Below are 26,995 nucleotides of genomic sequence, written 5' to 3'. Positions count from 1 at the left end.
GATCAGACGCAGTTCGCGGCGTCGGCCGCGCTCTGCGCCTTGGCGAGCAGTGCGCGACCGGCGCGCGACACGTTCGCGCGGCCGATCGCGTTGGAGATGAAGTCGCCGGCGGCGACGACCTGCGCGAGATTGATGCCGGTCTCGATGCCGAGGCCCTGCATCAGGTACAGCACGTCCTCGGTCGCGACGTTGCCGGTCGCGCCTTTCGCGTACGGGCAGCCGCCGAGGCCCGCGACCGACGCGTGGAAGATCTCGATTCCTTCGAACAGCGCCGCGTAGATGTTCGCGAGCGCCTGGCCGTAGGTATCGTGGAAATGGCCCGACAGGCGTTCGCGCGGGAACACGCGCGTCACCGCCGCGAGCACTTCGCGCGTGCGCTTCGGCGTGCCGACGCCGATCGTGTCGGCGATGTCGATCTCGTCGCAGCCGAGCGCGGCGAACCGCTCGACGACGTCGACCACCGACGCCACCGGCACCTCGCCCTGATACGGGCAGCCGAGCGCGCACGACACGCTGCCGCGCAGCCGCAGGCCCGCATCCTTCGCGGCCTTCGCGACGGGCTCGAAGCGCGCGATGCTCTCGGCGATGCTGCAGTTGATGTTCCGCTGCGAGAACGCCTCGCTCGCCGCGCCGAAGATCACGACTTCGTCCGCGCGGGCGGCGAGCGCATGCTCGAAGCCCTTCAGGTTCGGCGTGAGCACCGAGTACACGGTGCCCGCGCGGCGCTCGATGCCGGCCATCACGTCGGCGCCGTCGGCCATCTGCGGCACCCATTTCGGCGACACGAACGACGCGGCCTCGACGTTGCGAAAACCGGCGCGCGACAGCCGGTCGACGAGCGCGATCTTCACGTCGGTCGGCACGAAGGTCTTCTCGTTCTGCAGGCCGTCGCGCGGGCCGACTTCGACGATCTTGACGGCGGTGGGGAACGTCATGGTTGTCTCCTGGTTTCTCTTTGTGGCGGAATTCAGTAGCCGCGTGCGTAGTCGACGATGCCGCTGACGGGCGCGCCGCGCTCGAACGCGCGGATCTTGCCGGCGATCTGCTCGACGGCTTCCGCGCGCAGCGTCTCGGCCGAGCTGTGCGGCGTGATCGTGATGCGCGGCGCGCGCCAGAACGGATGGTCGTCCGGCAGCGGTTCGTGCTGGAACACGTCGAGCGTGGCCGCGGCGACCTGGCCGCTCGCGAGCGCGTCGAGCAGGTCGGCTTCGACGAGATGCGCGCCGCGCGCGACGTTGACGACGTATGCGCCGCGCGCGAGCCGCGCGAATGCGCGCGCCGACAGGATGCCGTCGGTGTCGCGCGTGCTCGGCAGCAGATTGACGAGCACTTTCGCGCCGTCGATGCACGCGTCGAACGCGCCGTCGCCGGCGAACGTGGTGACGCCGTCGAGCTGCTTCACGCTGCGGCTATAGCCGCGCACCGGCAGGCCGAGTGCGGCGAGCGCGCGGGCGACCTGCGCGCCGAGCACGCCGAGCCCGAGGACGGCGACGGTGAAGCTTGCGCGCGCGTGCGGTTCGAGCGGCTGCCAGCGGCGTTCGCGCTGGAGCAGGTCGTATTCGTCGAAGCGGCGCAGGTAGCGCAGCACCGCGTGCGTCACGTATTCGACCATCTGCCGCGCCATGCCCGAATCTTCGAGCCGCACCAGCGGCACGTGCGCGGGCAGCGTGCCCGGATGGGCGTGCTCGAGCGCGAGCAGCGCATCGACGCCCGCGCCGAGGTTGAAGATCGCGCGCAGGCCGTCGCGCGGCGTGAAGAACTCGCGCGGCGCGCGCCATACGAGCGCGTAGTCGGCGGCGGCCGTATCGCCCGGCTGCCACGCGCGCAGTTCGGCTTCCGGCAGCGCCCGCGCGATCTCGTCGCGCCATGCGTCGGCTTCCTGATGCGGTGAATGGAACAGGATCTTCATTGCGCGAGGGCGCGCGCGCCGGCGAGGCGCGTCACGGGAACGGTGAGCGGAGCCGGGCGCGGCGCGCCGGCGGACATGGCGGACATCGGGCGTCTCCTGACGGACGGCCCGGCGCGTCGGCGCGGGGCCCGGTTCCGTGTGAAGCTGACGGGAAGCCCACATTCTACGGTTTCGCCGCGCGTTGCGCCGCCGCACGGAGCGTGCGGCCGATGCGGGCCGTCGTCGCGCGGTGGCCGGGCCGCCGGCGGTCATCGCCCCGCGCAAAAGCAAAGCACAAAATATTGGTTCGGTCGCCGCGTACCCGACGCCACAATCGAACCTCGTGTTCAAGCAAGCGAGGGCAATCATGCGCGCATGCAGCAAATCGGCGTGGCCGCCGCGGCTCGTCACCGTTCCGGGCCTGCACGGCAGCGAAGGCGCCCACTGGCAGACCTGGCTCGAGCGGCAGTTCCCGCGCTCGTTGCGCGTCGAGCAGCACGACTGGGACGCGCCCGATCTCGCGGGCTGGGCGCAATCGGTGCGCGCGCTGCTCGATCGCGAGCGCGGCCCGTTCGTGCTCGCCGCGCACAGCTTCGGCTGCCTCGCGGCCGCGCATGCGCTCGCGCAGTGGCCGCACGTGGGCGATGTGGCGGGCGTGCTGTTCGTCGCGCCGGCCAGCCCGAAGAAATTCACGTTTGCCGGACCGTTCGACGCGCGCCGGCTCGCGGTGCCGTCGATCGTGATCGGCAGCGAGACCGATCCGTGGATGCCGCTCGCCGATGCTCGCGCACTCGCGCAGCGCCTGGGCAGCGCGTTCGTGAACCTCGGCGACGCCGGGCACATCAACACGGCGGCCGGCTTCGGGCCGTGGCCGCGCGCGAAGTACTTCATCGACACGCTGGTGCATTGCGCGGCGCCGCTGCGCTTTCGCGACGCGGACGACGGCTTCGAGGCCGCGCGCGTCGACCGCGCGCTCGCGCACGCGGTCTGACGCGCAGGCCGCGCGGTGGCTGTCGCGCCTACGGCGCGGAAACGGGCCTGACGGCGGCCGGGGGCCGAACAGCGGCGCGGCCATGCTCGACACGGCCCGCGAAGCGGCGCGGCACCGTGCCGTTCACGCCGCCATCCACCGTGTCGTCATGCCGGTGGCGGCGCGACGCGAGCGCCCACCGCGCTCCCCGAGCGGTACCGACTCCTGTCAGGCGACAGCGGGATCAGCCCGGCATCGACGCGGCGGCGCTCGACGCGGCCGCGTTCGTGGCGGGCTTCGCATCGTCGTCGTCATCGGGCGGGTAGTGCACGACGGGCGGCGCGAGCGGCGCGGCATCCGACGCGGCGGCGTTCGCGCTCGCGCCGCTGTTGAACGCGCTGGCGGCGCCGTTCGATGCGCCGGCCTGCGGCGCGGCGGCGTCGGTCGCGTTGGCGTCGTGCGGTGCGTCGTCGCTGCAGGCGGCGACGAACACGGCGGCACACAGAACGACGGCGACGAAAACGCGACGCATGACTTCTCTCCTGGCAAGGCTGATCGGGAAACGTTTTCGAGTATGCCGCCGCGATGCGACGTTTCGGTGAATCGTTTGCGATTCCGGCGGCATCGCGACATGTTTTCGTCACGCTGACCGGATGCCTTCGCGGTAATCGGCCGCGGCACGCATGGCGGAATTTTCCAGCGAACGCGGATGCTGCGCGCATTTACACGGCGCGCAACGCCTCGGCCCGGCCGTGGCGACGCGGACGCCATGCGCGGCACGGCACATGCGGCCGGCAATTTGTGACCGATGCGTTGCCGGTCACGTCGAAAAATCCGGGCGTTATTGCCGCTTCGTCAGCGAACGGCCAGCCGTGCGCCAGCGTGGCGTCATGGACGCGCAGTCAGCGACGACCCGACCCGTTTGCCGCCCGGTGCGCGCCACGAGGCGGGGCCGGCATTGCACATGGGCGCTGCTCCCCCGTTTCGCGGCACCGGAATTGCTCTTTGCGCGATGCGCGTGCCGACCGCGCCGCCCTCCGGGCGCGGGCGGCACATCCGCGTCCATCAACCATGGAGCGAGCAGAAGCCATGTCCAGCGATCGATCCGATTCTCCGTCCGCCGAGCCGGCGCGCGACGCCGCCCCGGCGCCGCGCGGGCCCGGCCAGTCAGCGGCGCCGCCGTCGCCGCACGATACGCCGCCCAGCGCCGCGCGGCGCCGCTTCCTGCAATCCGCGGCGGCTGCCGCGACCGTCAGCGCCGCCTCGCACGTTCATCCGCAGCCGCCGCACGCGGCAGCCGCACCTGCCGCGCCCCGCCGCGATTCGGTGCCGGCGCGGCCCGTGCATCTCGACATCAACGGGCGGGCGTACACGCTGCAGCTCGAACCGCGCGTCACGCTGCTCGACGCGCTGCGCGAATACGCCGGCCTCACGGGCACGAAGAAGGGCTGCGATCGCGGGCAGTGCGGCGCGTGCACGGTGCTCGTCGATGGGCGGCGCATCAACGCATGCCTGACGCTCGCGGTGATGCACGAAGGCGAGCGGATCACGACCGTCGAAGGGCTGGCGCGCGGCGGCGAGCTGAGCCCGGTGCAGCGCGCGTTCGTCGAACACGATGCGTTCCAGTGCGGCTATTGCACGTCCGGCCAGCTCTGCTCGGCGACCGCGCTGCTCGACGAGTTCGCGGCGGGCGCCGGCAGCGCCGCCACCGACGACGTGCGGCGCCGCCCCGCGCATCTGTCGGACGACGAGATCCGCGAGCGCATGAGCGGCAACCTGTGCCGCTGCGGCGCGTACCCGAACATCGTCGCCGCCGTGCGCGCCGCGCATGCGGCGCATGGCTAGCCGACGGAGGGCACCGCAATGGAAGCGATCTCCTACGAACGCGCGATGGACGTCGCCGGCGCCGTGCGCGCGGCGCAGCGGCCCGGCGCGGCCTTCATCGGCGGCGGCACGAACCTGCTCGACCTGATGAAGGGCGGCGTCGCGCGGCCCGCCGCGCTCATCGACATCACGCGCATCGCGGGCCTCGACGCGGTCGATGCGCTGCCCGGCGGCGGCGTGCGCATCGGCGCGCTCGTGCGCAACAGCGATGCGGCCGATCATCCGCGCCTGCGCGCCGACTATCCGCTGCTGTCGCAGGCGCTGCTCGCCGGCGCGTCCGCGCAATTGCGCAACATGGCGACCGTCGGCGGCAACCTGATGCAGCGCACGCGCTGCCCGTATTTCTACGATCCCGCGTTCGCGCAGTGCAACAAGCGCGAGCCGGGCAGCGGCTGCGCGGCGATCGGCGGCCACAACCGGATGCACGCGATCCTCGGCGCGAGCCCGCAGTGCGTGGCGGTGAACCCGTCGGACATGAGCGTCGCGCTCGCCGCGCTCGACGCCGTCGTGCAGGTGAGCGGCCCGCGGGGCGCGCGGCAGATTCCGATCGCGTCGTTCCACCGCTTGCCGGGCGATCGTCCCGATCTCGACACGACGCTCGAACCGGGCGAGCTGATCACCGCGGTGGACTTGCCGCCGCCGCGCTTCGCCGACCATGCGCACTATCTGAAAGTGCGGGACCGCGCGAGCTACGCGTTCGCGCTGGTGTCGGTCGCGGCCGCGCTGCGGATGGACGGCCCGCGCATCGCCGATGCGCGGATCGCGCTCGGCGGCGTCGCGCACAAGCCGTTGCGCGCGACGGCCGCGGAGCAGCATCTCGCCGGGCACGCGTTGAGCGATGCCGCGCTGAATGAAGCGGCCGCGCTCGCGCTGCGCGACGCCACGCCGCTCGACGGCAACGGCTTCAAGATCGCGCTCGCGCAGCGGGCGATCGTGCGTGCGGTGAAGACCGCCGCCGGACCGACCGGAGGTGCCGCATGAACACGCTGACCGGACAGCCGCTCGACCGCGTCGACGGCGTACTGAAAGTGACGGGCGGCGCGCACTACGCGGCCGAGTTCCCCGATGTGCGGCTCGCGCACGCGGTGCTCGTGACGAGCACCATCGCATCCGGCCGCATCGAGTCGATCGACACGGCGCGTGCGCGCACGATGCCCGGCGTGCTGCTCGTGATCACGCACGAGAACGCGATGCGGCTGCCCAACGGCGGCCGGCCGCCGCTGTCGCCGCCCGCGGGGCGCCGGCTCACGCTGTTGCAGGACGACACGGTGCGCTACAGCAACGAACCCGTCGCGGTCGTCGTGGCCGAAACGCTCGAGCAGGCGACCGACGCCGCGCATGCCGTGCAGGTGCGCTATCGCGCGGGCGATGCCGTGGTGGATTTCGCGCACGCGAAGCGCGGCGCGCGCGTGCCGCCGAAGCAGCAGGGCCGCGCGATGGACACGCAGCGCGGCGACGTCGATGCCGGCTTGCGCGAAGGCGCGGTGCGCGTCGACGCAACCTATACGACGCCGATGCAGCACCACAACCCGATCGAGCCGCACGCGACGATGGCACGCTGGGACGGCCCGACGCTCACGCTACACGATGCGACGCAAGGCGTGTCGGGCGCGAGCACGGCCGTGGCCGCCGTATTCGGCATCGCGCCGGAACACGTGCGCGTGATTTCGCCGTTCCTCGGCGGCGGCTTCGGCTGCAAGGGTTCGTCGTGGTCGCACGTGTCGTTGTGCGCGATGGCGGCGAAGCAGGTGGGGCGCCCGGTCCGGCTAGCGCTGACGCGGCCGCAGATGTTCGGCCCGGTCGGCGGGCGGCCGTTCACCGAACAGCGCGTCGTGCTGGCCGCCCGTCGCGACGGCAAACTGACCGCGATGCGCCACGACACGATCGCCACCACGTCGACGTTCGAGGACTGGATGGAGATGTGCGGGATGCCGTCGCGGATCATGTACGCGGTGCCGAACCACGCGACCACGCACCGGATCGTGTCGCTGAACGTCGGTACGCCCACGTTCATGCGCGCACCCGGCGAGGCGTCCGGCTCGTTCGCGCTGGAATCGGCGATGGACGAGCTCGCATGGCAACTCGGCATGGACCCGGTCGCGCTGCGGCTCGCGAATTACGCGGAGGTCGATCCGCAGGACGGCAAGCCGTGGTCGAGCAACGAGCTGCGCGCGTGCTACGAGGTCGGCGCGCGGCGCTTCGGCTGGTCGCGCCGCACCGGTACGACGCCGCGCACGATGCGCGACGGCGACACGCTGATCGGCCTCGGGATGGCGGCCGCCACGTATCCGGCGAACCGCAGCGAAGCGTCCGCGCGTGCGCGCATCCTGCCGGACGGCACGGCCGAAGTCGCGTCGGGCACGCAGGACATCGGCACCGGCACCTACACGGTGATGACGCAGGTCGCGGCCGACGCGCTCGGTTTCGCGCCGCGGAACGTGCGCTTCGCGCTCGGCGATTCCAGCCTGCCGCGCGCACCGGTATCGGGCGGCTCGCAGTCGGCCGCGAGCGTGGCGCCCGCCGTGCGCGAGGCCGCGCTGCAGGCGCGTGCGAAGCTGATCGCGCTGGCGATCGCCGATCCCGGCTCGCCGCTGCACGGCGCCGCGGCCGACGACGTGACGGTCGACAACGGCTGGGTCGTGCATCGCGGCGAGCCGTCGCGGCGCGATCCGGCCGCGGCGGTGATCGCGCGGGCGGGCGGCCAGCCGATCGACGCGCAGGCGACGGCGAAGCCCGGCGACGAGAAGTCGCGCTATGCGTCCCATTCGTTCGGCGCGGTGTTTGCCGAAGTGCACGTGGACGCCGAGCTCGGCACGATTCGCGTACCGCGCATCGTCGGCGTCTACAGCGTCGGCAGCCTGCTCAACGCGAAGACCGCGCGCAGCCAGTTGATCGGCGGGATGGTGTGGGGGCTCGGCACCGCGCTCGAGGAAGGCTCGCATCTCGACGTGCGGCACGGCCGCTTCACGAACGCGAATCTCGCCGAATACCACGTGCCCGTCAACGCGGACATTGGCGAGCTCGACGTGAGCTTCGTCGACGAAAGCGACACGCATTTCAATCCGCTCGGCATTCGCGGCATCGGCGAGATCGGGATCACCGGCGTGCCGGCCGCGATCGCCAACGCGGTCTATCACGCGACCGGCGTGCGCGTGCGCGATCTGCCGATCACGCTCGACAAGGTGGCGATGCCGGTGCGCGCGTGAGCGCCGGCGTCAGCGCCGCGGCGTCCTGCGCCGCACTTCGCTGCGCAGCCAGTCGAGCCACGTGCGGATCGCCGCTTCGCGGGGATGACCGGGGCGCCACACGACGTAGTGCGCATACACGTCGGTGATGCGCACGCTCGACACACGCACGAGCGTGCCGCGCGCGAGTTCGGGCTCGATCAGCGAGCGGCGCGCGAGCGCGACGCCGCGGCCTTGCAGCGCCGCGGCGATCAGCGCGTTCGCATCGGTGAAGCGCGGTGCGCGCGCGGATTCGGTAAGGTCGAGCCGCGCGGCCTGGAACCACGGTTCCCACGGTTGCGCGGGATGGCGCAGCAGCGTCGCGCGCACGAGATCGGCCGGCGCGCGCGGGGCGACGCCGTCGCGATTGCGGTACGCGGGGCTCGCGACCGGAAAGATCGTCTCGTTCATCAGCTTCTCGGCGACCACACCGGGCCACGTGCCGGGCCCGTAGCGCAGCGCGACGTCGATGCGGTCGCGCTTGCGCAGCGGCGCGAGCGCCACGTCCGGATGCAGCACGATCGAGATATGCGGATGCGCGGCCGAGAAACGCGGCAGGCGCGGCGCGAGCCAGCGCTCGGCGACGCTCGGCAGCACGCTCACGTTCAGCGTCGCGTCGCAGGTGCGCGGGCGGCGGCGCGCCGCCAGCGCCGGCTCGAACGCGCGTTCGAGCACGCTCAGACCCTGGCGTACCTGCAGCGCGAGCGCGTGCGCGGCGTGCGTCGGCGTCGCGCCGTTGCGTTCGCGCGTGAACAGCGGATAGCCGAGCTGCGCCTCGAGCGCGCGGATGTGCTGGCTGACCGCGCCTTGCGTGAGCGCGAGCTCGTCCGCCGCGCGCGTGAAGCTCTGCAGCCGCACGGCGGCTTCGAACGCGCGCAACGTCTGCAGCGGAGGGAGATGGATGCGTCGCATGTGGGTATTAGTAACACTAATGCTCGAGCACGACAATTCATCGTTTGCCGCGTGCCGGCATGCGTTCCTACACTCGGTTCCGTCTTCCACAGCCCCGTCGGGCCCCACCGCCATGAACGCCTATCGTCTCTATCTTTCGCCGGGCGCCTGCTCGCTCGCCGCTCACATCGCGCTGGAGGAAACCGGCGCGCCGTTCGACGTCGAGATCGTCTCCGTGAAGCAGCGGCAGAACCTCGAAGCGCGCTACCTCGCGATCAACGCGAAGGCGCGCGTGCCCGTGCTCGCGATTCCGGGCGAGCCGCGCGTGCTGACCGAAACGCCGGCGATCCTCACGTATCTCGCGCGCCGCTATCCGGACGCGCAATTGGTGCCGCTCGACGATCCGCTGCGCGAGGCGCGCTGCCACGAATGGCTCGCCTGGCTGGTCGGCTGGGTGCACGGCGTCGGCTACGGCGCGCTGTGGCGGCCGGGCCGTTTCATCGACGATCCGGCGCTGCACGGCGCGATCAGCGCGCATGGGCGCAGCACGATCGAGGCCGCGAACGCGTCGATCGAAGCCCTGCTGGCCGACGGCCGCACGTGGGCCGAGCCGGGCGCGCATTCGATCGTCGATCCGTTCCTGCTCGTGCTGTATCGCTGGGGCGTCGCGATCGGGCTCGACATGACGCGGCATCCCGCATGGACCGCGCATGCGCAGCGCGAGGCCGAACGGCCGGCCGCGCGGCGCGCGCTGGCGCGCGAGGCCGCGCAAGCGACCTGAGCGGCCGACGCGCGACGCGCTGCTCCGGCGTTTCGGTCGCGCGTTCGTTCGGACCGCGAAGTTCGGACGTGTCCAATTGTGGCGTCGACGCCATTCCATTTAAATGAGAATTATTCTCATCAATGGAATGGAGTGAGCATGAGCAGTTGCATTTTGTCGAGCGCGACGCCGCCGCGTCGCGCGACCGCGTCCGTCGCGTTCGCGATGATCGCCTGTGCGGCCGCGCCGGCGTGTGCGGAAGAAGGCGAGCCGGGGCAGGCGCCGCACCTCGATCCGATCTTCGTTCGCGGCGCGCACGACGCAGGCTCGCGCGTCGATCGGTCGGGCTCGGCCAAATATGCGACGCCGCTGCTCGACGTGCCGCAGACGATCACCGTCGTGCCGCGCGCGGTGCTGGACGAACAGCAGGCGCTGAGCCTGCGCGAAGCGCTGTCGAACGTCGCCGGCATCACGTTCAACGCCGGCGAGGGCGGCGGGGGCTCGGGCGACAGTTTCAATATCCGCGGTTTCGGCGCGAACGCGAACATGCAGCTCGACGGGCTGCGCGACAGCGCGCAGAACAATCGCAGCGACCTGTTCAACATCGACGCGGTGGAGGTGATCAAGGGGCCGAACTCGGTGTTCGGCGGCGCCGGCACCACGGGCGGCTCGGTGAACCTGGTCAGCAAGACGCCGAAGGCCGGCGCGTTGACCGAAGCCGGCGCGGTGCTCGGCACGTCCGACTACCGCCGCGTGACGCTCGATACGAACCAGCCGCTGCCCGGCGCCGACGGCAAGGCGGCGTTCCGCCTGAACGCGATGGCGCACATCAACGACGTGCCGGGCCGCGACGACATTCGCAAGCGGCGCTGGGGCGTCGCGCCGTCGCTCGCGTTCGGCCTCGGCACGCCGACGCGCGTCACGCTCGGCTATTTCCATCAGTACGACAACAACCTGCCCGATTACGGGCTGCCCGCGCGCGACGGGCAGGTGCTGGCCGGCGTGTCGCGCGACAGCTACTTCGGCTGGCGCAATCTCGATCGCGAACGCATCATGTCCGACACGTTCACCGTCAAGGCCGAGCACGACGTGTCGCCGCACCTGAAGGTGCAGAACCTGAGCCGCTACACGCACCTGAATCGCGATACGGTGGTGTCCGCGTCGCACGCGAATCTGCAGGGGCTGCCACCGGGGCGCTACAAGCCGGCCGGACCGCAGGGCTACGGCCGCGATGCGTCGACGGCGATGTGGGCGAACCAGACCAACGTCACGAGCGAATTCGCGACGTTCGGCATCGGGCACACGCTCGTCACGGGCTTCGAAATTTCGCGGGAAACGTACGGTCGCACCACGTATTCCTACGGGCTCAACCGTTTCTATCCGGCCAACGGTTTCGCGCTCGCCGCGCCGCCCGGCGTGTGGCTCGGCCCCGCGAAGCGCGAGAACAGCGCGCGCAGCGATACCGAGCTCATCGTGAAGGCGCTGTACGCGTTCGACACGCTCTCGCTCGGCCGCTACTGGGACATCGACGTCGGGCTGCGGCACGACTGGATCGACGGCTGGGCCGAAAGCACGCCGGCCGGCAAGCCGACCGAGCGCGCGGCGAGCGGCGACCGCCATCTGAGCACGCGCGCGGGGCTCGTGTTCAAACCGACGGACAACGGCCGCGTGTATTTCTCGTACGGCACGTCGTTCAATCCGTCCGCCGAATTTCTCGTGAGCAACGGCTCGGGCCTCAACGCGGCGACCGAGTCGCTCGCGCCCGAGAAAAACGAGAGCTTCGAGCTCGGCACGAAATGGGAAGGGCTGGCCGGCATCGCGCTGAACGGCGCGCTGTTCCAGACCGAGAAGAAAAACGCGCGCGAGCGCATGGCCGACGGCAGCTACGCGCTCGTGGGCCGGCAGCGCGTGCGCGGCATCGAGCTCGGCGCGGCCGGCAAGGTGACGCCGCAGTGGGACGTGTTCGCGAATTACACGTACCTGGCGAGCGTCACGCTCAGTTCGCCGGCCACGCCGCGCCGCGATGGGCAGGCACTCGGCAACACGCCGCGGCACGCGCTCAACCTGTGGACGACCTATCGGCTGCCGGCAGGCTGGACGATCGGCTACGGCTCGCACTTCGTCGGCCGGCGCAACGTGACGTCCGAAGGCGGCAGCCAGCTCGGCGCGTATTGGGTGCACAACCTGATGGCCGGCTACGAAGTGAACCGCCGGCTGCGTTTCCAGCTGAATATCGACAACCTGTTCGACCGCGCGTATGTCGAGCGCGTGCGGCAGGTGTTGGGAAGCGAGTCGCGATCGTCGGCCGTCGAGTTCGGCGACGGCCGTTCGGCGATGCTGTCGGCCGTGTACAAGTTCTGACCGTCTCGCGCACGCTGCCGCGAACGTTGCCGCGTCGGCCCGCTATCGCGCGAACAGCGGGTAGGTCGCGGCGGCGATCAGCGCGGTCGCGAGCCACACCACGCTCCACGAACTGACGGCCAGCAGCGGCGGAATCGCGAGCGGCGTCGCGAACAGCCCGAGATACACGACCGTGTTCGCCATCCCGAGCGCGGTGCCGGCGTGGTTCGCACCCGCGAGCGTTGCGAGCTCGGTGTACGCGACGCCGTGCCACGCCGATACGCAGATGCCCGCGAACACGAGAATCGCGACGATCGCCGCGAGCGGCACGTGCGGGCTGCCGGCCGTCGCGGCCGCGAGCAGCGCGAACGACCCGGCCGCGACGCACACCGACCCGCGCAGGTACGCACGCCGGTTGCCGTACCGGTCGGTATGGCGGCCGCTCCACACGCGCATCACCATTGCGCCGACCTGCAGCGCGACCATTGCCGCGCTGATGCCGGCGAGGCCGAGCCGGCCGAAATCGTGCAGGAACACGGTCGCGAACGTAAGCACCGCGAACTGCGGGGCGCACAGCGCGCCGATGCCGAGCACGATGCGCCACACGCGGCCGCTCGCGAGCGGGCTGCGCATCGGTGCGGCCGGCGATGGCGGCGCGAGGGGACGGCCTGCGGTGACGGGCGTCGCAGCCGGCGCATCGGGCGGCTCGTGCAGCCAGCGCCACGTCAACGCGGCCGAGCCGGCGCACAGCAGCATCAACGCGCCGTACACCGCGGCGAAGCCCGCATGCGACGCAAGCGACGGCAGCAGCGCCGCGCCGAGGCCGCCGCCGAGCGGCACGGCCGTCTGGCGGATGCTCATCGCGAGCCCGCGCTCGCGCTCGCCGAACCAGCGCATCACCGCACGTCCGCTCGAGCCGTTCACGCTGCCGCCGAGCAGGCCGACGCAGCACATGGCCGCGACGACCCGCATCAGCGGCGGCACCGCGTGCGCGGTCGGGACGATCGTGCCCACCATCAGCGCGAGCATCGCGGCTGTCGCGGCGAGCCCGGTCAGCAGCACGCGGCGGTCGCTGAAGCGGTCGGCGGCGATTCCCCACGGCAGCTCGGACAGCGCGACGCCGAACCCGAGCGCGCCCAGCACGAGGCCGAGCGCGCCGTTGTCGAGGTGATACGCGGCGCGCATCCAGACGGCCGTGGTCGGGATGCCGGCCGCGGCGGCCGAAAAGCTCATGTTCGCGGCGACGCCGGCGGCCAGCACGCGCCAGCGATGGGCCGGCCCGCGCCCGTCGCGGGCAGGCGAAGAGGGGGAAGCGATGCACGAGGTGTCCATGACGGCAGGCCCGGTTCGAAGTTGACGTCCACAGTCTGGCGGCCTACATTCATCCTGAAAATCGGAAAGTTTTTGATGAATCGTTCGATAAATCAGGATGGTTGAGATGGCCGGACAAGACACTTCGCGCGATGGCGGCGAGGCCGTCGCGGGCGCCGATGCCGCACTCGCGCGGCCCAACTTCGACGTCGCGGCGTTGCGCAGCCTCGTCGCGGGCGTGGATCTCGGCAGTTTCGCGAAGGCGGCCGATCGCGTCGCGCGCTCGTCGTCGGCGGTGAGCGCGCAGATCCGCAAGCTCGAGGAGCAGGCCGGCACGCCGCTGTTCGTGAAGGCCGGGCGCGGGCTCGCGCTGACCGACGCCGGCGACGCGATGCTGCGCTACGCGCGGCGGATGATCGAGCTGAACGACGAGGCGGCCGCGGCCGTGCGCGGCGTGAATCTCGACGGCTGGGTACGGGTCGGGTTGCAGGAGGATTTCGGTGAAGCGATCCTGCCCGACGTGCTCGGGCGCTTCGCGCGCGCGCATCCGAAGGTGAAGATCGAGGCGCGCGTGGCGCGCAACGCCGATCTGCTCGACCGGCTCGATGCGAACCAGCTCGATCTGGCGCTCGTATGGGGCGATCCGGCGTCGGCGGCGCTCGTGTCGCGGGCGGGGATCGACAGCGAAGCGATCGCGCACGTGCCGATGCAGTGGATCGGCGCGGCGGCGGGCGGTGGTCTCGGCGTGCCGGATGGCGGCGGGGACGCGGGCGCGCGGGGCGGCGCGAGCGGCGGCGACGAAACGCGCGATCGCGCCGTGCGCGCGGCGGGCGAGCCGTTGCCGCTCGTCGTGTTCGACCGGCCGTGCCGGTTCTTCGGCGCGGCGACCGATGGGCTGGACCGCGCGGGCGTGCCGTGGCGCGTTGCGTTCACGACGCCGAGCCTGGCCGGGCTATGGGCGGCCGCGGCGGCCGGCCTCGGGCTCACGGTGCGCTCGCATTACGGGCTGCCCGCGTCCGTGCGAGGGCTCGATGCGGCGTCGTGCGGGCTGCCGGCGCTGCCGAGCCTGCCGCTGATCCTGCTGCGGCGTACGTCGTCGGCGACGCCGACGGTCGATCGGCTCGCGCGGATCGTCACGCAGGCGGTGCGGGGGGCGACGGAGGGGGCGGTGGCGGCGTGATGAAACGCTCGATTGCCGTCGCGGGCCGCGGTTCGGTCGTTCCTCTGCCGATCGGCCGAATGGATCGATCGGGCAAACCTGACTACAGTGATGATCACTTGAAACGGAGGTCATCATGCAAAACGCAAATACACCGGGCGCCAGCGCGGTCGATCCGGCGCAAAGGGCGGAAGCCTCGATCCGCGACGACGGGCCGTCAGCCGATTGTCCCGTGCCCGTCAATCCGCCCGTTCGGTTCGGTGTCCTGCAAGGGCAGGCGTGGATCGCGGACGACTTCGATGCCCCGCTGCCCGATGACTTGCTGGATGCATTCGAAGGGCGCTGATGCGGCTGTTGCTCGATACGCACATATTTTTGTGGATCGTGACGAATGACCCCAAGCTCAGCGCCCGAGCGCGCAGCGTGATCTCGGCCGCCGACGAGCGTTTCGTCAGCAGCGCAAGTATCTGGGAGGCTGCCATCAAGGCCGGACTGGGCAAGCTCGATATCGACGTCGGCGAGCTGATGCGGGCGATCGGGCCGAGCGGGATCCGCGAACTGCCGGTTCGGGCGGCGCATGGGGCCGCGGTCCGCGATTTGCCGCATCACCATCGTGATCCCTTCGATCGTTTGCTGGTTGCCCAGGCGCGGCTCGAGCCGCTTCAGCTCGTGACGGCCGACGCTCATCTTGCACGGTATGACCTGTCTCTCGTTTTGACAGTTTGAAGCAATCTGTCGGTGCGCGATCCATCGGTCGCCTGCACGTCACGTAGCGTTGCGGTTCATGCGACGGCGATGTCCGGCTCGATTTCATGCAGTTCCGCGGAAATGGCTGCCAGTCGCGCCCGCAATCCCTCGCTGGCCGGCACGAACGGCAGCCGCAACCCGTCCTCGCACCATCCTTGCGCGGCGAGCACGGCCTTCACCGGCGCCGGGTTCGGTTCCGCGAACAGCGCCGCGACGAGCGGCTGCAGCGCGACCGACAGGCGCCGCGCGTCGGCGAGCCGCCCGTCGCGCAGCCACGCGTGAATCCGCACGTGCCATTCGGGCAGCACGTGCGCGCTGCTCGCGATCGCGCCGTGCGCGCCCGCGCACATCGCCGCGAAGTTCTGGTTGTCGTCGCCGGACAGGATCGCGAGCGGCGTGTCGTGCACGAGCCGGCTCATCCGGTCGAGCGTGCCGCCGCATTCCTTGATGCCGGCGACGCGCGAGTCGCGCGCGAGCGCCTGCAGCGTGTCCAGTTCGACGTTCACGCCCGTGCGGTACGGGATGTTGTAGACGAGCACCGGCAGGTCGGCCGCGTCGACGATCGCTTCGACATGGCGGCGGATGCCGTCCTGCGTCGGCCGCACGTAGACGGGCGGCGTGACGAGCAGCCCGTCGGGGCGCAGCGCCGCGAGTTCGCGCGCGCGGGCGGCCGCGAAGTGCGTCGCGCTCGCGGTCAGCCCGACGACGATCGGCAGCCCGGGCGCCGCGTCGCGCAGCGTCGCGAACACCGCGTCCTGTTCGCGCGCGTCGAGCAGCACGCCTTCACCGGTCGTCGCCCCCGCGACGAAACCCGCGATGCCGGCGCCCGCATAGTGGCGCGCGAGCCGCGCGAGCGCCGCATGGTCGACCTCGCCGCGGTGGAACGGCGTGATGATCGGCAGCCAGATACCTTCGAAACGTGTGTTCATGCAAAGCCTCATGGTGGAAACGGAGTGGGAAGGAACCGTTCCGCCGGCGGCGTGCCGGAGCGAGGCGTGCATGCAAGGAGAAAGAAACGACCTGCGGGCATCCCGTCCGGCATTCGCCTGACGGGACGCGACGTCCCCGTCAGTCGAGGAGTCGTTTTTTCAGTTTCAGCCCGGCCGCGCGCGCACCTGCCGCGACGGCGGCGAGGATCGAGGGCGAGCGCAGGGTAGCGGACATGGATGAACCGTGAATGGGCTGAGCGGCGATCTTAACACCGGAGCGGCGGCGCGCGCGAGCCGCGGCCGCCGTTTAGCAGAATTCGAGATTTGCTTTCCACGACTGATTGGAAGGCGCGCTGCGGCCGGCCGCTAGAATGCCCGCTTACGTTTCGATGACAGCACGTACGCGTACGGTCACGCACATTCACCACCACTGGAAACGGGGCATATCACGATGGCAAGCATCAAGGGGATCGGCCGCTGGCTGCACACGGGCGCGACGGCGGCGCTGGTCGTGGCGGCGACCGCCGCGCACGCGGACACGTCGATCCTGAACGTGTCGTACGACGTGACGCGCGAGCTGTACAAGGACATCAACGCGAGCTTTGCCGCCGCCTACAAGCAGAAGACGGGCGAGACGGTCACGATCAAGCAGTCGCACGGCGCGTCGAGCGCGCAGGCGCTGTCGGTGCTGCAAGGGCTGCAGGCCGACGTCGTGACGATGAACCAGCCGAATGACATCGACCTGCTCGCCGAGCGCGGCCAACTGCTGCCGAAGGACTGGCGCGCGCGCTTCCCGGACAACAGCTCGCCGTACTCGACGACGATGGTGTTCCTCGTGCGCAAGGGCAACCCGAAGGCGATCAAGGACTGGAGCGATCTCGCGAAGCCGGGCGTGCAGGTGATCATCGCGAACCCGAAGACGTCGGGCAACGGCCGCTATGCGTATCTCGCCGCGTGGGGCTTCCAGAAGCAGAAGGGCGCGACCGACCAGCAGGCGCTCGACTTCGAGAAGGCGATCTTCCGCAACGTGCCGGTGCTCGATTCGGGTGGCCGCGGCGCGACGACCACGTTCACGCAGCGCGGCATCGGCGACGTGCTCGTCACGTTCGAGAACGAGGTCGCGCTGATGGACACGGGCGCGTCGGGCGCGCAGTTCGACGCCGTGTATCCGTCGGCGAGCATCCTCGCGGAGCCGCCCGTCGCCGTCGTCGACAAGGTGGTCGACAAGAAAGGCACGCGCAAGGTCGCGCAGGCGTATCTCGACTACCTGTACACGCCGCAAGCGCAGGAGATCATCGCGCAGCATCATCTGCGCCCGCGCGACGCGGCCGTGCTGCAGAAGCATGCGGCCGAGTTCAAGGCGCTGAAGACGTTCAGCGTCGAGCAGGTTTTCGGCAGCTGGGCGAACGCGCAGAAGACCCATTTCGCCGACGGCGGCACGTTCGACCAGGTAATCGTCGACCGCAAGTGAGCGCGGCGCGCGCCACGCGCGGGCTCGCATCACGACGCAGCCGGCCGCATGTGCGGCCGGTTTTTTTTATGGCGACGCGGCGGATTGCCGTGCCGAACCGGTCCGCATTCCCGGCCGCCGCCGCGCGTGCTACGCTCATCGCCTTCCCGCAACCGGCGCCGCGCGATGAACGTCGATTCGTCCTCCCCAGCCTCCCGCGGCCGTGGCCGCAAGATCTGGTCGGGCACCCGCCCGGTGATCGCGTACGGGATGCCGCCGCTCGGCTGGCGCGACTTCTATCACCGCGCGCTGACGGTGAGCTGGCCCGTGTTCTTCCTGTCGCTCGCGGTGCTGTTCCTGCTGCTCAACAGCGGCTTCGCGGCGCTCTACCTGCTCGGCCAGGCGCCGATCGCGAACCAGTCGCCGGCCGGCTTCGGCGGCGCGTTCTTCTTCAGCGTCGAGACGCTCGCGACCGTCGGCTACGGCGACATGCATCCGCAGACCGTTTATGCGCACCTCGTCGCGACGTTCGAGATCTTCGTCGGGATGTCGAGCATCGCGCTCGCCACGGGGCTCGTGTTCGCGCGGTTTTCTCGGCCGCAGGCGAAGATCCTGTTCGCGCGCCACGCGATCGTGCGGCCGCTGAACGGCCGGATGACGCTGATGGTGCGCGCCGCGAATGCCCGCCAGAACGTGATTGCCGAGGCGCAGGCGAAACTGCGGCTGATGCGCGTCGAAGGCACGCACGAGGGCTACTCGCTGCGCAAGATTCACGACCTGCCGCTCGTGCGCAACGAGCATCCGATCTTCCTGCTCGGCTGGAACCTGATGCACGTGATCGACGAGTCGAGCGCGCTGTTCGGCGAGACGCCCGAGTCGCTCGCCGCGCGCGACGCGCAATTGCTGATCACGATCGAGGGATCGGACGAGACGACCGCCCAGGTCATGCAGGCGCGCCATGTGTGGGTGCATGGCGACATCCGCTGGCATCACCGCTACGTCGACCTGATGCACGACGAGGACGGCATCACGCACATCGATTACACGCATTTTCACGACGTCGTGCCGATCGACGCCGATACCGACGAGCGCGGTTCGCCGGGCGTGGTGATCGACGCGGGTGCGCCGGGGCCGGGGCCGGGCGCACAGGCGTGATCGACGTTGGCCGGGCGCCGCCCCGTTGCGCGTCGAGCGTGCAGCGGGCGTGACGCTTCGCGCTGTTCGATCGCGACCGCGCGGCGGAACGCGTCGCGGTCCTCGGCGCGCGCGACGTAGTCGCCGAGCACGCCTTCGTGCGGCAGCAGATGCGCGTCGAACGCGATCTTCAGAGTGCTCGCGAGCAGCAGGTCGGCCGCGGTGAAGCGCTCGCCGACGAGCCAGCGGCCGTGGGCGAGCGCCTGCGCGAGGGCGCACTGCACGCGCGCGATGTTGCCCCAGCCGAACGCGACCGGATTGCCCGACGCGCCGGTGAATTTCTCGACCATCGCCGGTTCGAGGCAGGTCGGCGTGAAGAACATCCACTGGAGGAAACGGCCGCGCAGCGGACCGTCGGGCGCGACGCCGAGCCCGGCGCGCGGGCAACGGTCGGCGAGATAGAGCAGCACGGCGCCCGATTCGGCGAACCGGGCGCCGCCGTCGTCGAGCGCGGGCAGCTTGGCCATCGGGTTGACCTGCACGAACGCGTCCCTGCCCTGTTCGTGCGAGCGCAAGTCGATCGGCACCAGTTCGTACCCCACGCCTATTTCCTCGAGCATCCACAGCGCCCGGAATGCCCGGTCGTCGGCCAGTAGTAGAGCTTCATCGCGTGCGCCCTATATGCGGTGACGGTCCAGTGTAGTCGAGTCGGTTCGCCGAATGTGTCGTTCGTTATGTGACCGAGTGTGCGACGCGTTCGGTGGAACGCGCGCCGCTTGGGTATCGCTACCGGGCAACGGCTGTTGACGTTTTGCAACTTTTTTTTCGCGTTTATCTGGCTTTGAGTGCTTTCCCGCTGTCGTTCTGTTGTTTAAAAGCTATCTCGAAAATTGAAATACAAACGGCGACCGTGCATCGTTTCTAGCGTTTTATTTCGGTGCTGACGTGTCGGGTATGGGTCGGACGCGTATGCAACTACCTGTCTTGTGCTGGACGCGAACAACCTAACCAATTCAATCGGAGGGTGAAAATATGCCGGTTCAAGAGCCAGCGAAGAGCGGCTTCGAAAAATGGCAGGATGGTATTGGCGCGGCTGTTGGCGATGTCAAATGGGATATATGGGATTGCGAAATTCAGATGGCAGTGAGCGAATACAATCGACATTTGTCAGGCGCTGCCGGCTACAGGCCGCTGGATTGGCTTCTGATCAAGGCAATGCTGTGGGTTGAAACCGGGGCAAATAGCTCGGAGTGGAAGATCAAACCATTGCAGATTGGCGTATCGGGTGACCCGGGTTTGACGTCGTTTCTTTCGGGCGAAGAAGGCGGCGACTTGATTCTGCCTTCGGCGTGGAGAGCGCAACTGACTGTGGGATCGGCGAGAGCGAACCCTGCGCATAATCTCAGGGCCGGAATCGGCTATCTGCTGATGCGCATGGCCATCTTTGAGCACCGTAGTGTGCCCAATGCAGACGCTAGGGTGTATGACGTCACAGTCAAGCCGGGCGATAGCTTCGACAAAATCGCGAAAGTACATGGCAGCACAACCGACGTGCTGAAGAAACTGAATCCGATGATCACGGTGTTGCGACCAGGGCAAGTCTTAAAGTATCAGAAGGCGTCGATTCAACGTGTCATTACAGGATGGCGGCCGTTCTCTGCGACGTCAGTGGCGTTACGTTACAATTCAATGCGTCGAGATCCGAACTATGCAAGGAAACTAGATTTTGCATGGGGCATCGTGCGAAAGGGACAGGAGACTTCATGCGTGCAATAAGAAGTATCGGCTTTGGGCTTGCGCTATCGTTTCCGTTACTCTCGATCGCCGCATCTGACAACACCATCAATACCGAGAAGGGGCTGTACGAGCAGTGCGGTGCTTATTCGCAGGCTGGAATGAAGGATTGTCTTGCGAAGAAGGCCAGTGAAAGTCGAGAGTATTTAAAAAAGGCCGAAGACGATGCGCTCGCTGTCATAAAAAAATGGGACGAGGGTAATAAATATATTCATGCATCCGAGGAGGCTTTGGCGGCATCGAACAAGGAATTCGCAAAGTATCGCGCGGCTCAATGTGAATTCTCCGCTTCGCTGAGCGGCGGTGGAGCGGGTAACGCCCACGAGATGGGGCGCTTGGCCTGTGTCGCGGCACTCAACGGCGCACGCGTTGAGCAACTGCGCAACGCCGTATCCGACTTGCCGTCGAAGTAGCGCCGAAGCTTACGCCGGCCAGCCCGGCCGGACGACATGCGAACGGACCGGTGCGACGATCGGCGGCGGCGCGACGGTCGGCGAGAACGCCGTGGTCGGCGCGGATTCGGTCGTGATGCGGGAGGTTCCGCCGGATACGCTGGTCGGTGGAAATCCGGCGCAGATCATTCGATCGATTACCGAGTGACGATGGCTGACGGCCTCTTCAGCGGGGAGGTGAATGTGGACAACCGGCCCGCCGACCACTCTGAACGCTGTGGATGCGAACGGTGAGTGTATGGCTGGAGCCAGCATTGGCGGGACTTCCCGGCATTCGACACCGATCGAGGGCAGACGCATGAGCCGACGTTGCCGATGCGCTGGCCGCACATTCCTGCGCGGCGTCGGTTGTGGATATCCCGGCCCCGAATCACTCGCCACGCTGTGCTTTCCATCGGTGAGCGCGATGCAGGGTGTGGACAACCGCGCCCTGAACGACGAGAAATGCTGTGCTTTCGAAGGGTGAGTGTCGGCGACCGATTGCGGGTGAGGCTTGCCTGGTGCGGATTTCCGGGCGTCGAGCGCGCATCGCGCGGGAATGCGGGGCGCCGCGCATTCTAACGGCACGCGCGGGTCGGCGATAGATCCGGCTGCGTATCGCGGTGTGGATATCTCGTGGCCGAATTCACTCGCAACGCTGTGTATTTCAATGGTGAGCGTCGGAGGGGCGACCGAATGGCGTGTCCGTTCGTGATCTTCGGCACCGCTTCGAGCGGTTGCGCATTCTAACCGCACATGCGATCGCGCGTTCCGTTCGAGTTCGTGCACCGATGTGGATAGCCGGTCGCCGAAGCCAGTCGACCTGCTGTGTATTTCAGCGGTGAGGGGGCGCGCGCATGCGGCGCGGCCGCGTCTGCGCGAATCCCGGTCCACGGAGCGCAGCGTGGGCGGGGGGGCGCGGCTGTTCGCGCCGAGGCGCTGCCTTCGTGCGACCGGACGCCCACGCTCACCGTTGAATTTCACAGCGTCTCGACTGGCCTCGGGCGCGGTTGTCCACACTCGGATCGGCGCTGTGGTTCGATCGTCGTGCCTCGCTCACCGCTGGAACTCACAGTGTTCGGTGTCGTCGCAGGGTCGAGCGATTCGCACCCGAGCCGGCGCACTCGTCTAATCGTTTGCCGTCACTCACCACCGAAATTCACAGTGTTCAGGGTTGTCGTGGATCGGGCGGTCCACGCTCGAATTGGCCCCCTTGTTCGAACGCGTGCCGTTGCTCACCATTGAAATTCACAGTGTTCAGAGTCGTCGCGGATCGGGCGGTCCACGCTCGAATTGGCGCCCTTGTTCGAACGCGTGCCGTTGCTCACCGTTGAAATTCACAATGTTCAGAGTCGTCGCGGATCGGGCAATCCACGCCCGAATTGGCCCCCTTGTTCGAACGCGTGCCGTCGCTCACCGTTGAAATTCACAGTGTTTGGAGTCGTCGTGGCGCGGACGATCCACGCCTGAATCGGCGCCGTTGTTTGTGCGCTGTCGATGCTCACCATTGGGATTCACAGCGTTTGGAGTCGTCGCGGATCGGGCTGTCCACCCCCGAATCGGCACCCTCGTTCGAGCGCGTGCCATCACTCACCGTCGAAATTCACAGGGCTTTGAGTGTCTGCGGGTGGGTGATATCCACACCCGTACCGACTTCTCGTTCGACTACCCAACAGCACGCACGAGGCACGCACGAAGGGACGGACATGTGGATATCCTGCCGCCGAATCGACTCACGCGCCTGTGGATCCGGAAGCTGAGCGCCAACGTCGCGGCGGCGACGCAGGCATCCGGCGGTGTGGATATCTCCTGCCGGCATCGACTCGTCGCGCTGTGGATTTCGATGGTGAGCGTCGCAGTCCGCATGTGCGGCGGACAGATCGAGGTGTGGACATCCGGCACCCGACGCGACTCGAAACGCTGTGCGATCGAACGGTGAGCGCGATCACCCGCTCGGCCGACAGCCCCGGCATTGTGGACATCCCGCGCCCTCACTCCAAATGCTGTGCATTCCATCGGTGAGCGCGCCGTCGTTTGCCGGCCCCAACCCTTGTCGCACGGGCCCCGAGCGAGCGCCGCCGGGCCCGCGGCCGGCGTCCCGCTCGTCACCCGCGATGTCGACGCAAGCGCTTTCCCATCCCGCCCAACCCCCGACCGCCACCCGCCGCCCGCCGCCCGCCGCCCGCCGCCCGCCGCCCGCCGCCCGCCGCCCGCCGCCCGCCACCCGCCACCCGCCACCCGCCACCCGCCACCCGCCACCCGCCACCCGCCACCCGCCACCCCGCGCGAAAACTCTCTCAAATCCCGGCAAAAACCTGCGCGGTTTTTCTCGCCGTGCACCGGTCCGAGCAAGATGAGGAAAAACATTCTCGGCCGCGCGCGAAAAAATAGAGCCATTCGCTGCCGCACTCATGCGTCACCCGGCGCCCCGCCGCGCACGGCCCAGAACAGCACCATCCGGAGACTTCCCCCCATGACCGCCCGCCTGCCCGTCGACGGCACGCCTGCCCTGTCCGACTACCGCCTGACCGACAACCTGACCGCGACGCGCGGCCGGATCTTCCTGACCGGCACGCAGGCGCTGATCCGCCTGCTGTTGATGCAGCGCACGGTCGATACCGAGCAGGGCCTCGACACGGCCGGCTTCGTCAGCGGCTATCGCGGCTCGCCACTCGGCATGGTCGACCAGCACTTGTGGAAGGCGAAGAAACTGCTCGACGCCAGCGGCGTGCGCTTCCTGCCGGCGATCAACGAGGAACTCGGCGGCACGGCCGTGCTCGGCACGCAGCGGGTCGAGGCCGACCCCGAGCGCACGGTCGACGGCGTGTATGCGATGTGGTACGGCAAGGGGCCGGGCGTCGATCGCGCGGGCGACGCGCTCAAGCACGGCAACGCATACGGTTCGTCGCCGCACGGCGGCGTGCTGGTCGTCGCGGGCGACGACCATGGCTGCGTGTCGTCGTCGATGCCGCACCAGAGCGACTTCGCGATGATGGCGTGGCACATGCCGGTCGTGAACCCGTCGAACATCGCCGACATGCTCGAATTCGGCCTGTACGGCTGGGCGCTGTCGCGCTATTCGGGCGCGTGGGTCGGCTTCAAGGCGATCTCGGAAACGGTCGAATCGGGCTCCACCGTCGACCTCGATGCGTTGCAGACGCGCTGGCCGGCGCCGGAAGGCTTCACGCCGCCGGCAGGCGGCCTGCACAACCGCTGGCCCGACCTGCCGAGCCTGACGATCGAGGCGCGCCTCGCGGCGAAGCTCGACGCGGTTCGCCATTTCGCGCGCGCCAACAGCATCGACAAGTGGATCGCGCCGAGCACGCACGCGAACGTCGGCATCGTCACCTGCGGCAAGGCGCACCTCGACCTGATGGAAGCGCTGCGCCGGCTCGACCTGACGGTGGCCGATCTCGACGCGGCCGGCGTGCGGATCTACAAGGTCGGCCTGTCGTATCCGCTCGAAATGACGCGCATCGAGACCTTCGTCGACGGGCTCGCCGAAGTGCTGGTGATCGAGGAAAAGGGCCCGGTCATCGAACAGCAGATCAAGGACTACCTGTACAACCGCACCGAAGGCGCGCGCCCGCGCGTGCTCGGCAAGCACGACGCGGCCGGCGCGTGCCTGCTGTCCGAGCTCGGCGAACTGCGTCCGTCGCGCATCCTGCCGGTGTTCGCCGACTGGCTCGCGCGGCACAAGCCGGCGCTCGACCGCCGCGAGCGCGTCGTCGATCTCGTCGCGCCGCGGATCCTGTCGAACGAGGCCGACGCGGTGAAGCGCACGCCGTACTTCTGCTCGGGCTGCCCTCACAATACGTCGACGAAGGTGCCCGAAGGCTCGATCGCGCAGGCCGGCATCGGCTGCCACTTCATGGCGTCGTGGATGGAGCGCGATACCACCGGCCTGATCCAGATGGGCGGCGAGGGCGTCGACTGGGCCGCGCACGCGATGTTCACCCACACGAAGCACGTGTTCCAGAACCTCGGCGACGGCACCTACTTCCACTCGGGTATCCTCGCGATCCGCCAGGCGGTCGCCGCGAAAGCGAACATCACGTACAAGATCCTCTACAACGACGCGGTCGCGATGACGGGCGGCCAGCCGGTCGACGGCAGCATCTCGGTGCCGCAGATCGCGCGGCAGGTCGAGGCCGAAGGCGTGTCGCGCTTCGTCGTCGTGTCCGACGAGCCGGAGAAGTACGACGGTCATCACGGGCAGTTCCCGACCGGCACGACGTTCCATCACCGCAGCGAACTCGATACGGTGCAGCGCGAATTGCGCGAGACGCCGGGCGTCACCGTGCTGATCTACGACCAGACCTGCGCGGCCGAGAAGCGCCGCCGCCGCAAGAAAGGCGAATTCCCCGACCCGGACAAGCGCCTGTTCATCAACGACGCGGTGTGCGAAGGCTGCGGCGACTGCGGCGTGCAGTCGAACTGCCTGTCGGTCGAGCCGCTCGAGACGCCGCTCGGCCGCAAGCGCCGCATCGACCAGTCGTCGTGCAACAAGGACTATTCGTGCGTGAACGGCTTCTGCCCGAGTTTCGTGACGGTCGAGGGCGCGGCGCTGAAGAAGGCGGCCGGCGCCGCGTTCGACGAAGCGGCGCTTGCCGCGCGCGTCGACGCGCTGCCGGTGCCGGCGACGCACCTCGACGCGGCGCCGTTCGACATGCTCGTGACGGGCGTCGGCGGCACCGGCGTCGTGACGGTCGGCGCGCTGATCAGCATGGCCGCGCACCTCGAAGGCAAGAGCGCATCGGTGCTCGACTTCATGGGCTTCGCGCAGAAGGGCGGCTCGGTGCTGTCGTTCGTGCGGATCGCGTCGAGCGACCGCTGGCTGAACCAGGTGCGCATCGACACGCAGCAGGCCGACGTGCTGCTCGCGTGCGACATGGTCGTCGGGGCGAGCGCGGAGGCGCTGCAGACGGTGCGCCACGCGCGCACGCGGATCGTCGTCAACACGCACCGGATCCCGAATGCATCGTTCGTGCAGAACCCCGACGCGAACCTGCATGCGGACGCGCTGCTCGAGAAGATGCATCACGCGGCCGGCGACGGCTACCTGTCGAGCTGCGACGCGCAGGCGCTCGCCGCGAAGTTCCTCGGCGACTCGATCGGCGCGAACATCCTGATGCTCGGCTACGCGTGGCAGCTCGGCCTCGTGCCGGTGTCGCTCGCCGCGATGATGCGCGCGATCGAGCTGAACAACGTCGCGGTGCCGATGAACAAGCTCGCGTTCTCGATCGGCCGGATGGCGGCCGGCGATGCGGCCGGTCTCGACGCGTTGTGGAACGCGCGTCATGCGGTGGCCGCGCACGCCGCGCCGGAGACGCTCGCCGAGCTGATCGCCGATCGCGAAGCGCGTCTCGACGCTTACGGCGGCGCGCGCTACGTCGAGCGCTACCGCGCGCTGGTGAACGCGGCGCAGGCGAAGGGCGACGACACGCTGACGCGCGCGGTCGCGACGACGTTCTATCGGCTGCTCGCGGTGAAGGACGAATACGAAGTCGCGCGGCTGTACGCGGACGACGCGTTCCGCACGGCGCTCGAAGCGCAGTTCGAAGGCGTGCCGGGCCAGACGTACCGCGTGAAGTTCAACCTGGCGCCGCCCGCGGTCGCGAAGGCCGGCAGCGACGGCAGCACGCCGAAGAAGCGCGTGTTCGGCCAGTGGATGTGGCCGGTGCTCGGCATGCTGGCGCGCGTGCGCGGCCTGCGCGGCACGTGGCTCGATCCGTTCGGCCGCACGGTCGAGCGGAAGATGGAGCGCGCGCTGGCCGACGACTACGAGACCACGCTCACGCGTGCGTTCGCCGCGATGACGGCCGGCAATGCGGCGCAGGTCGTGCAACTGGCCGACCTGCATGCCCGCGTGCGCGGCTTCGGCCACGTGAAGGTGCGCAATCTGGCCGGCGTGAAGCGCGCGGAACGCGAGCTCGCGTTGCAGCTCGGCATCGATGCGGCGACGAGCGCGGCCGTGCAGCATGCGCTCGACGAGATGAAGGGCGCGGGGATGCTGAAGGGGATTCCGGTCGTCGTCGCGAAGTAACGCGAGCGTGAGCGGACGTGAAAACGGCGACGCGGGT

General features: G+C 69.1%; 21 protein-coding genes and 2 pseudogenes. 16 read left to right on the top strand and 7 right to left on the bottom strand.

From position 1 onward, the window contains the following. Positions 1-2: 2 nt before the first annotated feature. Together CFB52_RS15500 and CFB52_RS15495 are read right to left on the bottom strand one after the other, a co-directional pair. The gene (locus CFB52_RS15500; RefSeq protein WP_059576456.1) at positions 3-935 is read right to left on the bottom strand and encodes a hydroxymethylglutaryl-CoA lyase; all 933 of its coding nucleotides are present in this window, start codon (positions 933-935) and stop codon (positions 3-5) included. A 32-nt stretch (positions 936-967) separates the two neighbouring features. Continuing rightward, entirely contained in the window at positions 968-1,909 is a 942-nt protein-coding gene (locus CFB52_RS15495) for a glyoxylate/hydroxypyruvate reductase A (RefSeq protein ID WP_059576459.1), read from the bottom strand. 346 nt (positions 1,910-2,255) lie between these two features. Between CFB52_RS15495 and CFB52_RS15490 the strand changes: the two genes are divergently transcribed. Next, a complete protein-coding gene (locus CFB52_RS15490; RefSeq protein WP_059576476.1) occupies positions 2,256-2,879 on the top strand; it encodes an alpha/beta hydrolase in 624 nt (207 codons plus the stop codon). 223 nt (positions 2,880-3,102) lie between these two features. Here CFB52_RS15490 and CFB52_RS15485 read toward each other — a convergent pair whose 3' ends face one another. After that, a complete protein-coding gene (locus CFB52_RS15485) occupies positions 3,103-3,390 on the bottom strand; it encodes a hypothetical protein (RefSeq protein ID WP_059576462.1) in 288 nt (95 codons plus the stop codon). A 557-nt stretch (positions 3,391-3,947) separates the two neighbouring features. On the opposite strand from CFB52_RS15485, the gene CFB52_RS15475 reads away from it, so the two are divergent. The 3 genes from CFB52_RS15475 to CFB52_RS15465 are packed head-to-tail and all read left to right on the top strand — an operon-like array spanning position 3,948 to position 7,948. Continuing rightward, the gene (locus CFB52_RS15475) at positions 3,948-4,703 is read left to right on the top strand and encodes a (2Fe-2S)-binding protein (RefSeq protein WP_059576466.1); all 756 of its coding nucleotides are present in this window, start codon (positions 3,948-3,950) and stop codon (positions 4,701-4,703) included. An 18-nt stretch (positions 4,704-4,721) separates the two neighbouring features. Further along, the gene (locus CFB52_RS15470; RefSeq protein WP_099316880.1) at positions 4,722-5,723 is read left to right on the top strand and encodes a xanthine dehydrogenase family protein subunit M; all 1,002 of its coding nucleotides are present in this window, start codon (positions 4,722-4,724) and stop codon (positions 5,721-5,723) included. Continuing rightward, positions 5,720-7,948 carry a xanthine dehydrogenase family protein molybdopterin-binding subunit gene (locus CFB52_RS15465; protein WP_099316879.1) on the top strand — a complete coding sequence of 743 codons (2,229 nt, stop codon included), beginning with the start codon at positions 5,720-5,722 and terminating at the stop codon, positions 7,946-7,948. Before CFB52_RS15470 ends, CFB52_RS15465 begins: the two co-directional genes overlap by 4 nt. A gap of 9 nt (positions 7,949-7,957) precedes the next feature. On the opposite strand, the gene CFB52_RS15460 is transcribed toward CFB52_RS15465, so the two are convergent. Further along, a complete protein-coding gene (locus CFB52_RS15460; RefSeq protein ID WP_099316878.1) occupies positions 7,958-8,878 on the bottom strand; it encodes a LysR substrate-binding domain-containing protein in 921 nt (306 codons plus the stop codon). 112 nt (positions 8,879-8,990) lie between these two features. Between CFB52_RS15460 and CFB52_RS15455 the strand changes: the two genes are divergently transcribed. Both CFB52_RS15455 and CFB52_RS15450 read left to right on the top strand, forming a co-directional pair. Continuing rightward, entirely contained in the window at positions 8,991-9,638 is a 648-nt protein-coding gene (locus CFB52_RS15455; protein WP_059583187.1) for a glutathione S-transferase family protein, read from the top strand. A 138-nt stretch (positions 9,639-9,776) separates the two neighbouring features. After that, positions 9,777-11,978 (top strand): TonB-dependent siderophore receptor, encoded by a 2,202-nt coding sequence (locus tag CFB52_RS15450; protein WP_059898174.1) that lies wholly within the window; start codon positions 9,777-9,779, stop codon positions 11,976-11,978. Between the two features lie 42 nt (positions 11,979-12,020). On the opposite strand, the gene CFB52_RS15445 is transcribed toward CFB52_RS15450, so the two are convergent. Then, positions 12,021-13,289 (bottom strand): MFS transporter, encoded by a 1,269-nt coding sequence (locus tag CFB52_RS15445; RefSeq protein WP_059583183.1) that lies wholly within the window; start codon positions 13,287-13,289, stop codon positions 12,021-12,023. A 106-nt stretch (positions 13,290-13,395) separates the two neighbouring features. Here CFB52_RS15445 and CFB52_RS15440 point away from each other — a divergent pair, with 106 nt between their 5' ends. The 3 genes from CFB52_RS15440 (at position 13,396) to CFB52_RS15430 (ending at position 15,153) form a co-directional block, all read left to right on the top strand. Further along, complete coding sequence (locus tag CFB52_RS15440; protein WP_059583182.1) at positions 13,396-14,448, top strand: LysR substrate-binding domain-containing protein; 1,053 nt, start codon at positions 13,396-13,398, stop codon at positions 14,446-14,448. 115 nt (positions 14,449-14,563) lie between these two features. Then, entirely contained in the window at positions 14,564-14,773 is a 210-nt protein-coding gene (locus tag CFB52_RS15435) for a hypothetical protein (RefSeq protein WP_059583180.1), read from the top strand. Continuing rightward, positions 14,773-15,153, top strand: a complete 381-nt coding sequence (locus CFB52_RS15430; protein ID WP_059583178.1) for a type II toxin-antitoxin system VapC family toxin — start codon at positions 14,773-14,775, stop codon at positions 15,151-15,153. Before CFB52_RS15435 ends, CFB52_RS15430 begins: the two co-directional genes overlap by 1 nt. A 56-nt stretch (positions 15,154-15,209) precedes the next feature. Here CFB52_RS15430 and dapA read toward each other — a convergent pair whose 3' ends face one another. Next, positions 15,210-16,103 carry a 4-hydroxy-tetrahydrodipicolinate synthase gene (gene dapA / locus CFB52_RS15425; protein ID WP_059583177.1) on the bottom strand — a complete coding sequence of 298 codons (894 nt, stop codon included), beginning with the start codon at positions 16,101-16,103 and terminating at the stop codon, positions 15,210-15,212. A gap of 451 nt (positions 16,104-16,554) precedes the next feature. Between dapA and CFB52_RS15415 the strand changes: the two genes are divergently transcribed. Together CFB52_RS15415 and CFB52_RS15410 are read left to right on the top strand one after the other, a co-directional pair. Then, the gene (locus tag CFB52_RS15415) at positions 16,555-17,574 is read left to right on the top strand and encodes a sulfate ABC transporter substrate-binding protein (protein ID WP_059583175.1); all 1,020 of its coding nucleotides are present in this window, start codon (positions 16,555-16,557) and stop codon (positions 17,572-17,574) included. A 165-nt stretch (positions 17,575-17,739) separates the two neighbouring features. Next, positions 17,740-18,708 carry an ion channel gene (locus CFB52_RS15410; protein WP_059641309.1) on the top strand — a complete coding sequence of 323 codons (969 nt, stop codon included), beginning with the start codon at positions 17,740-17,742 and terminating at the stop codon, positions 18,706-18,708. A gap of 35 nt (positions 18,709-18,743) precedes the next feature. On the opposite strand, the pseudogene CFB52_RS15405 reads toward CFB52_RS15410, so the two are convergent. Next, a pseudogene (locus CFB52_RS15405) lies at positions 18,744-19,354 on the bottom strand (glutathione S-transferase family protein); the annotation flags it as partial. A gap of 365 nt (positions 19,355-19,719) precedes the next feature. Between CFB52_RS15405 and CFB52_RS15400 the strand changes: the two are divergent. The 5 genes and pseudogenes from CFB52_RS15400 to CFB52_RS15380 all read left to right on the top strand — a co-directional run bounded on the left by CFB52_RS15400 (position 19,720) and on the right by CFB52_RS15380 (position 26,958). After that, positions 19,720-20,463 (top strand): LysM domain-containing protein, encoded by a 744-nt coding sequence (locus CFB52_RS15400; RefSeq protein WP_099316877.1) that lies wholly within the window; start codon positions 19,720-19,722, stop codon positions 20,461-20,463. Then, positions 20,451-20,894, top strand: a complete 444-nt coding sequence (locus CFB52_RS15395; RefSeq protein ID WP_099316876.1) for a lysozyme inhibitor LprI family protein — start codon at positions 20,451-20,453, stop codon at positions 20,892-20,894. Before CFB52_RS15400 ends, CFB52_RS15395 begins: the two co-directional genes overlap by 13 nt. A gap of 49 nt (positions 20,895-20,943) precedes the next feature. Beyond that, a pseudogene (locus CFB52_RS35085) lies at positions 20,944-21,081 on the top strand (sugar O-acetyltransferase); the annotation flags it as partial. 1,539 nt (positions 21,082-22,620) lie between these two features. Continuing rightward, positions 22,621-22,851 (top strand): hypothetical protein, encoded by a 231-nt coding sequence (locus CFB52_RS15385; protein ID WP_099316875.1) that lies wholly within the window; start codon positions 22,621-22,623, stop codon positions 22,849-22,851. 534 nt (positions 22,852-23,385) lie between these two features. Continuing rightward, on the top strand, positions 23,386-26,958 hold the full coding sequence (locus CFB52_RS15380; protein ID WP_059585408.1) for an indolepyruvate ferredoxin oxidoreductase family protein: 3,573 nt from the start codon (positions 23,386-23,388) through the stop codon (positions 26,956-26,958). Positions 26,959-26,995: the final 37 nt, after the last annotated feature.

The organism is Burkholderia sp. AU18528, from assembly GCF_002223215.2.
Classification (GTDB): Bacteria; Pseudomonadota; Gammaproteobacteria; order Burkholderiales; family Burkholderiaceae; genus Burkholderia; species Burkholderia semiarida.
Note: the sequence above shows the minus strand (reverse complement) of the source record. Positions and strands in the feature narration are given on the sequence as shown.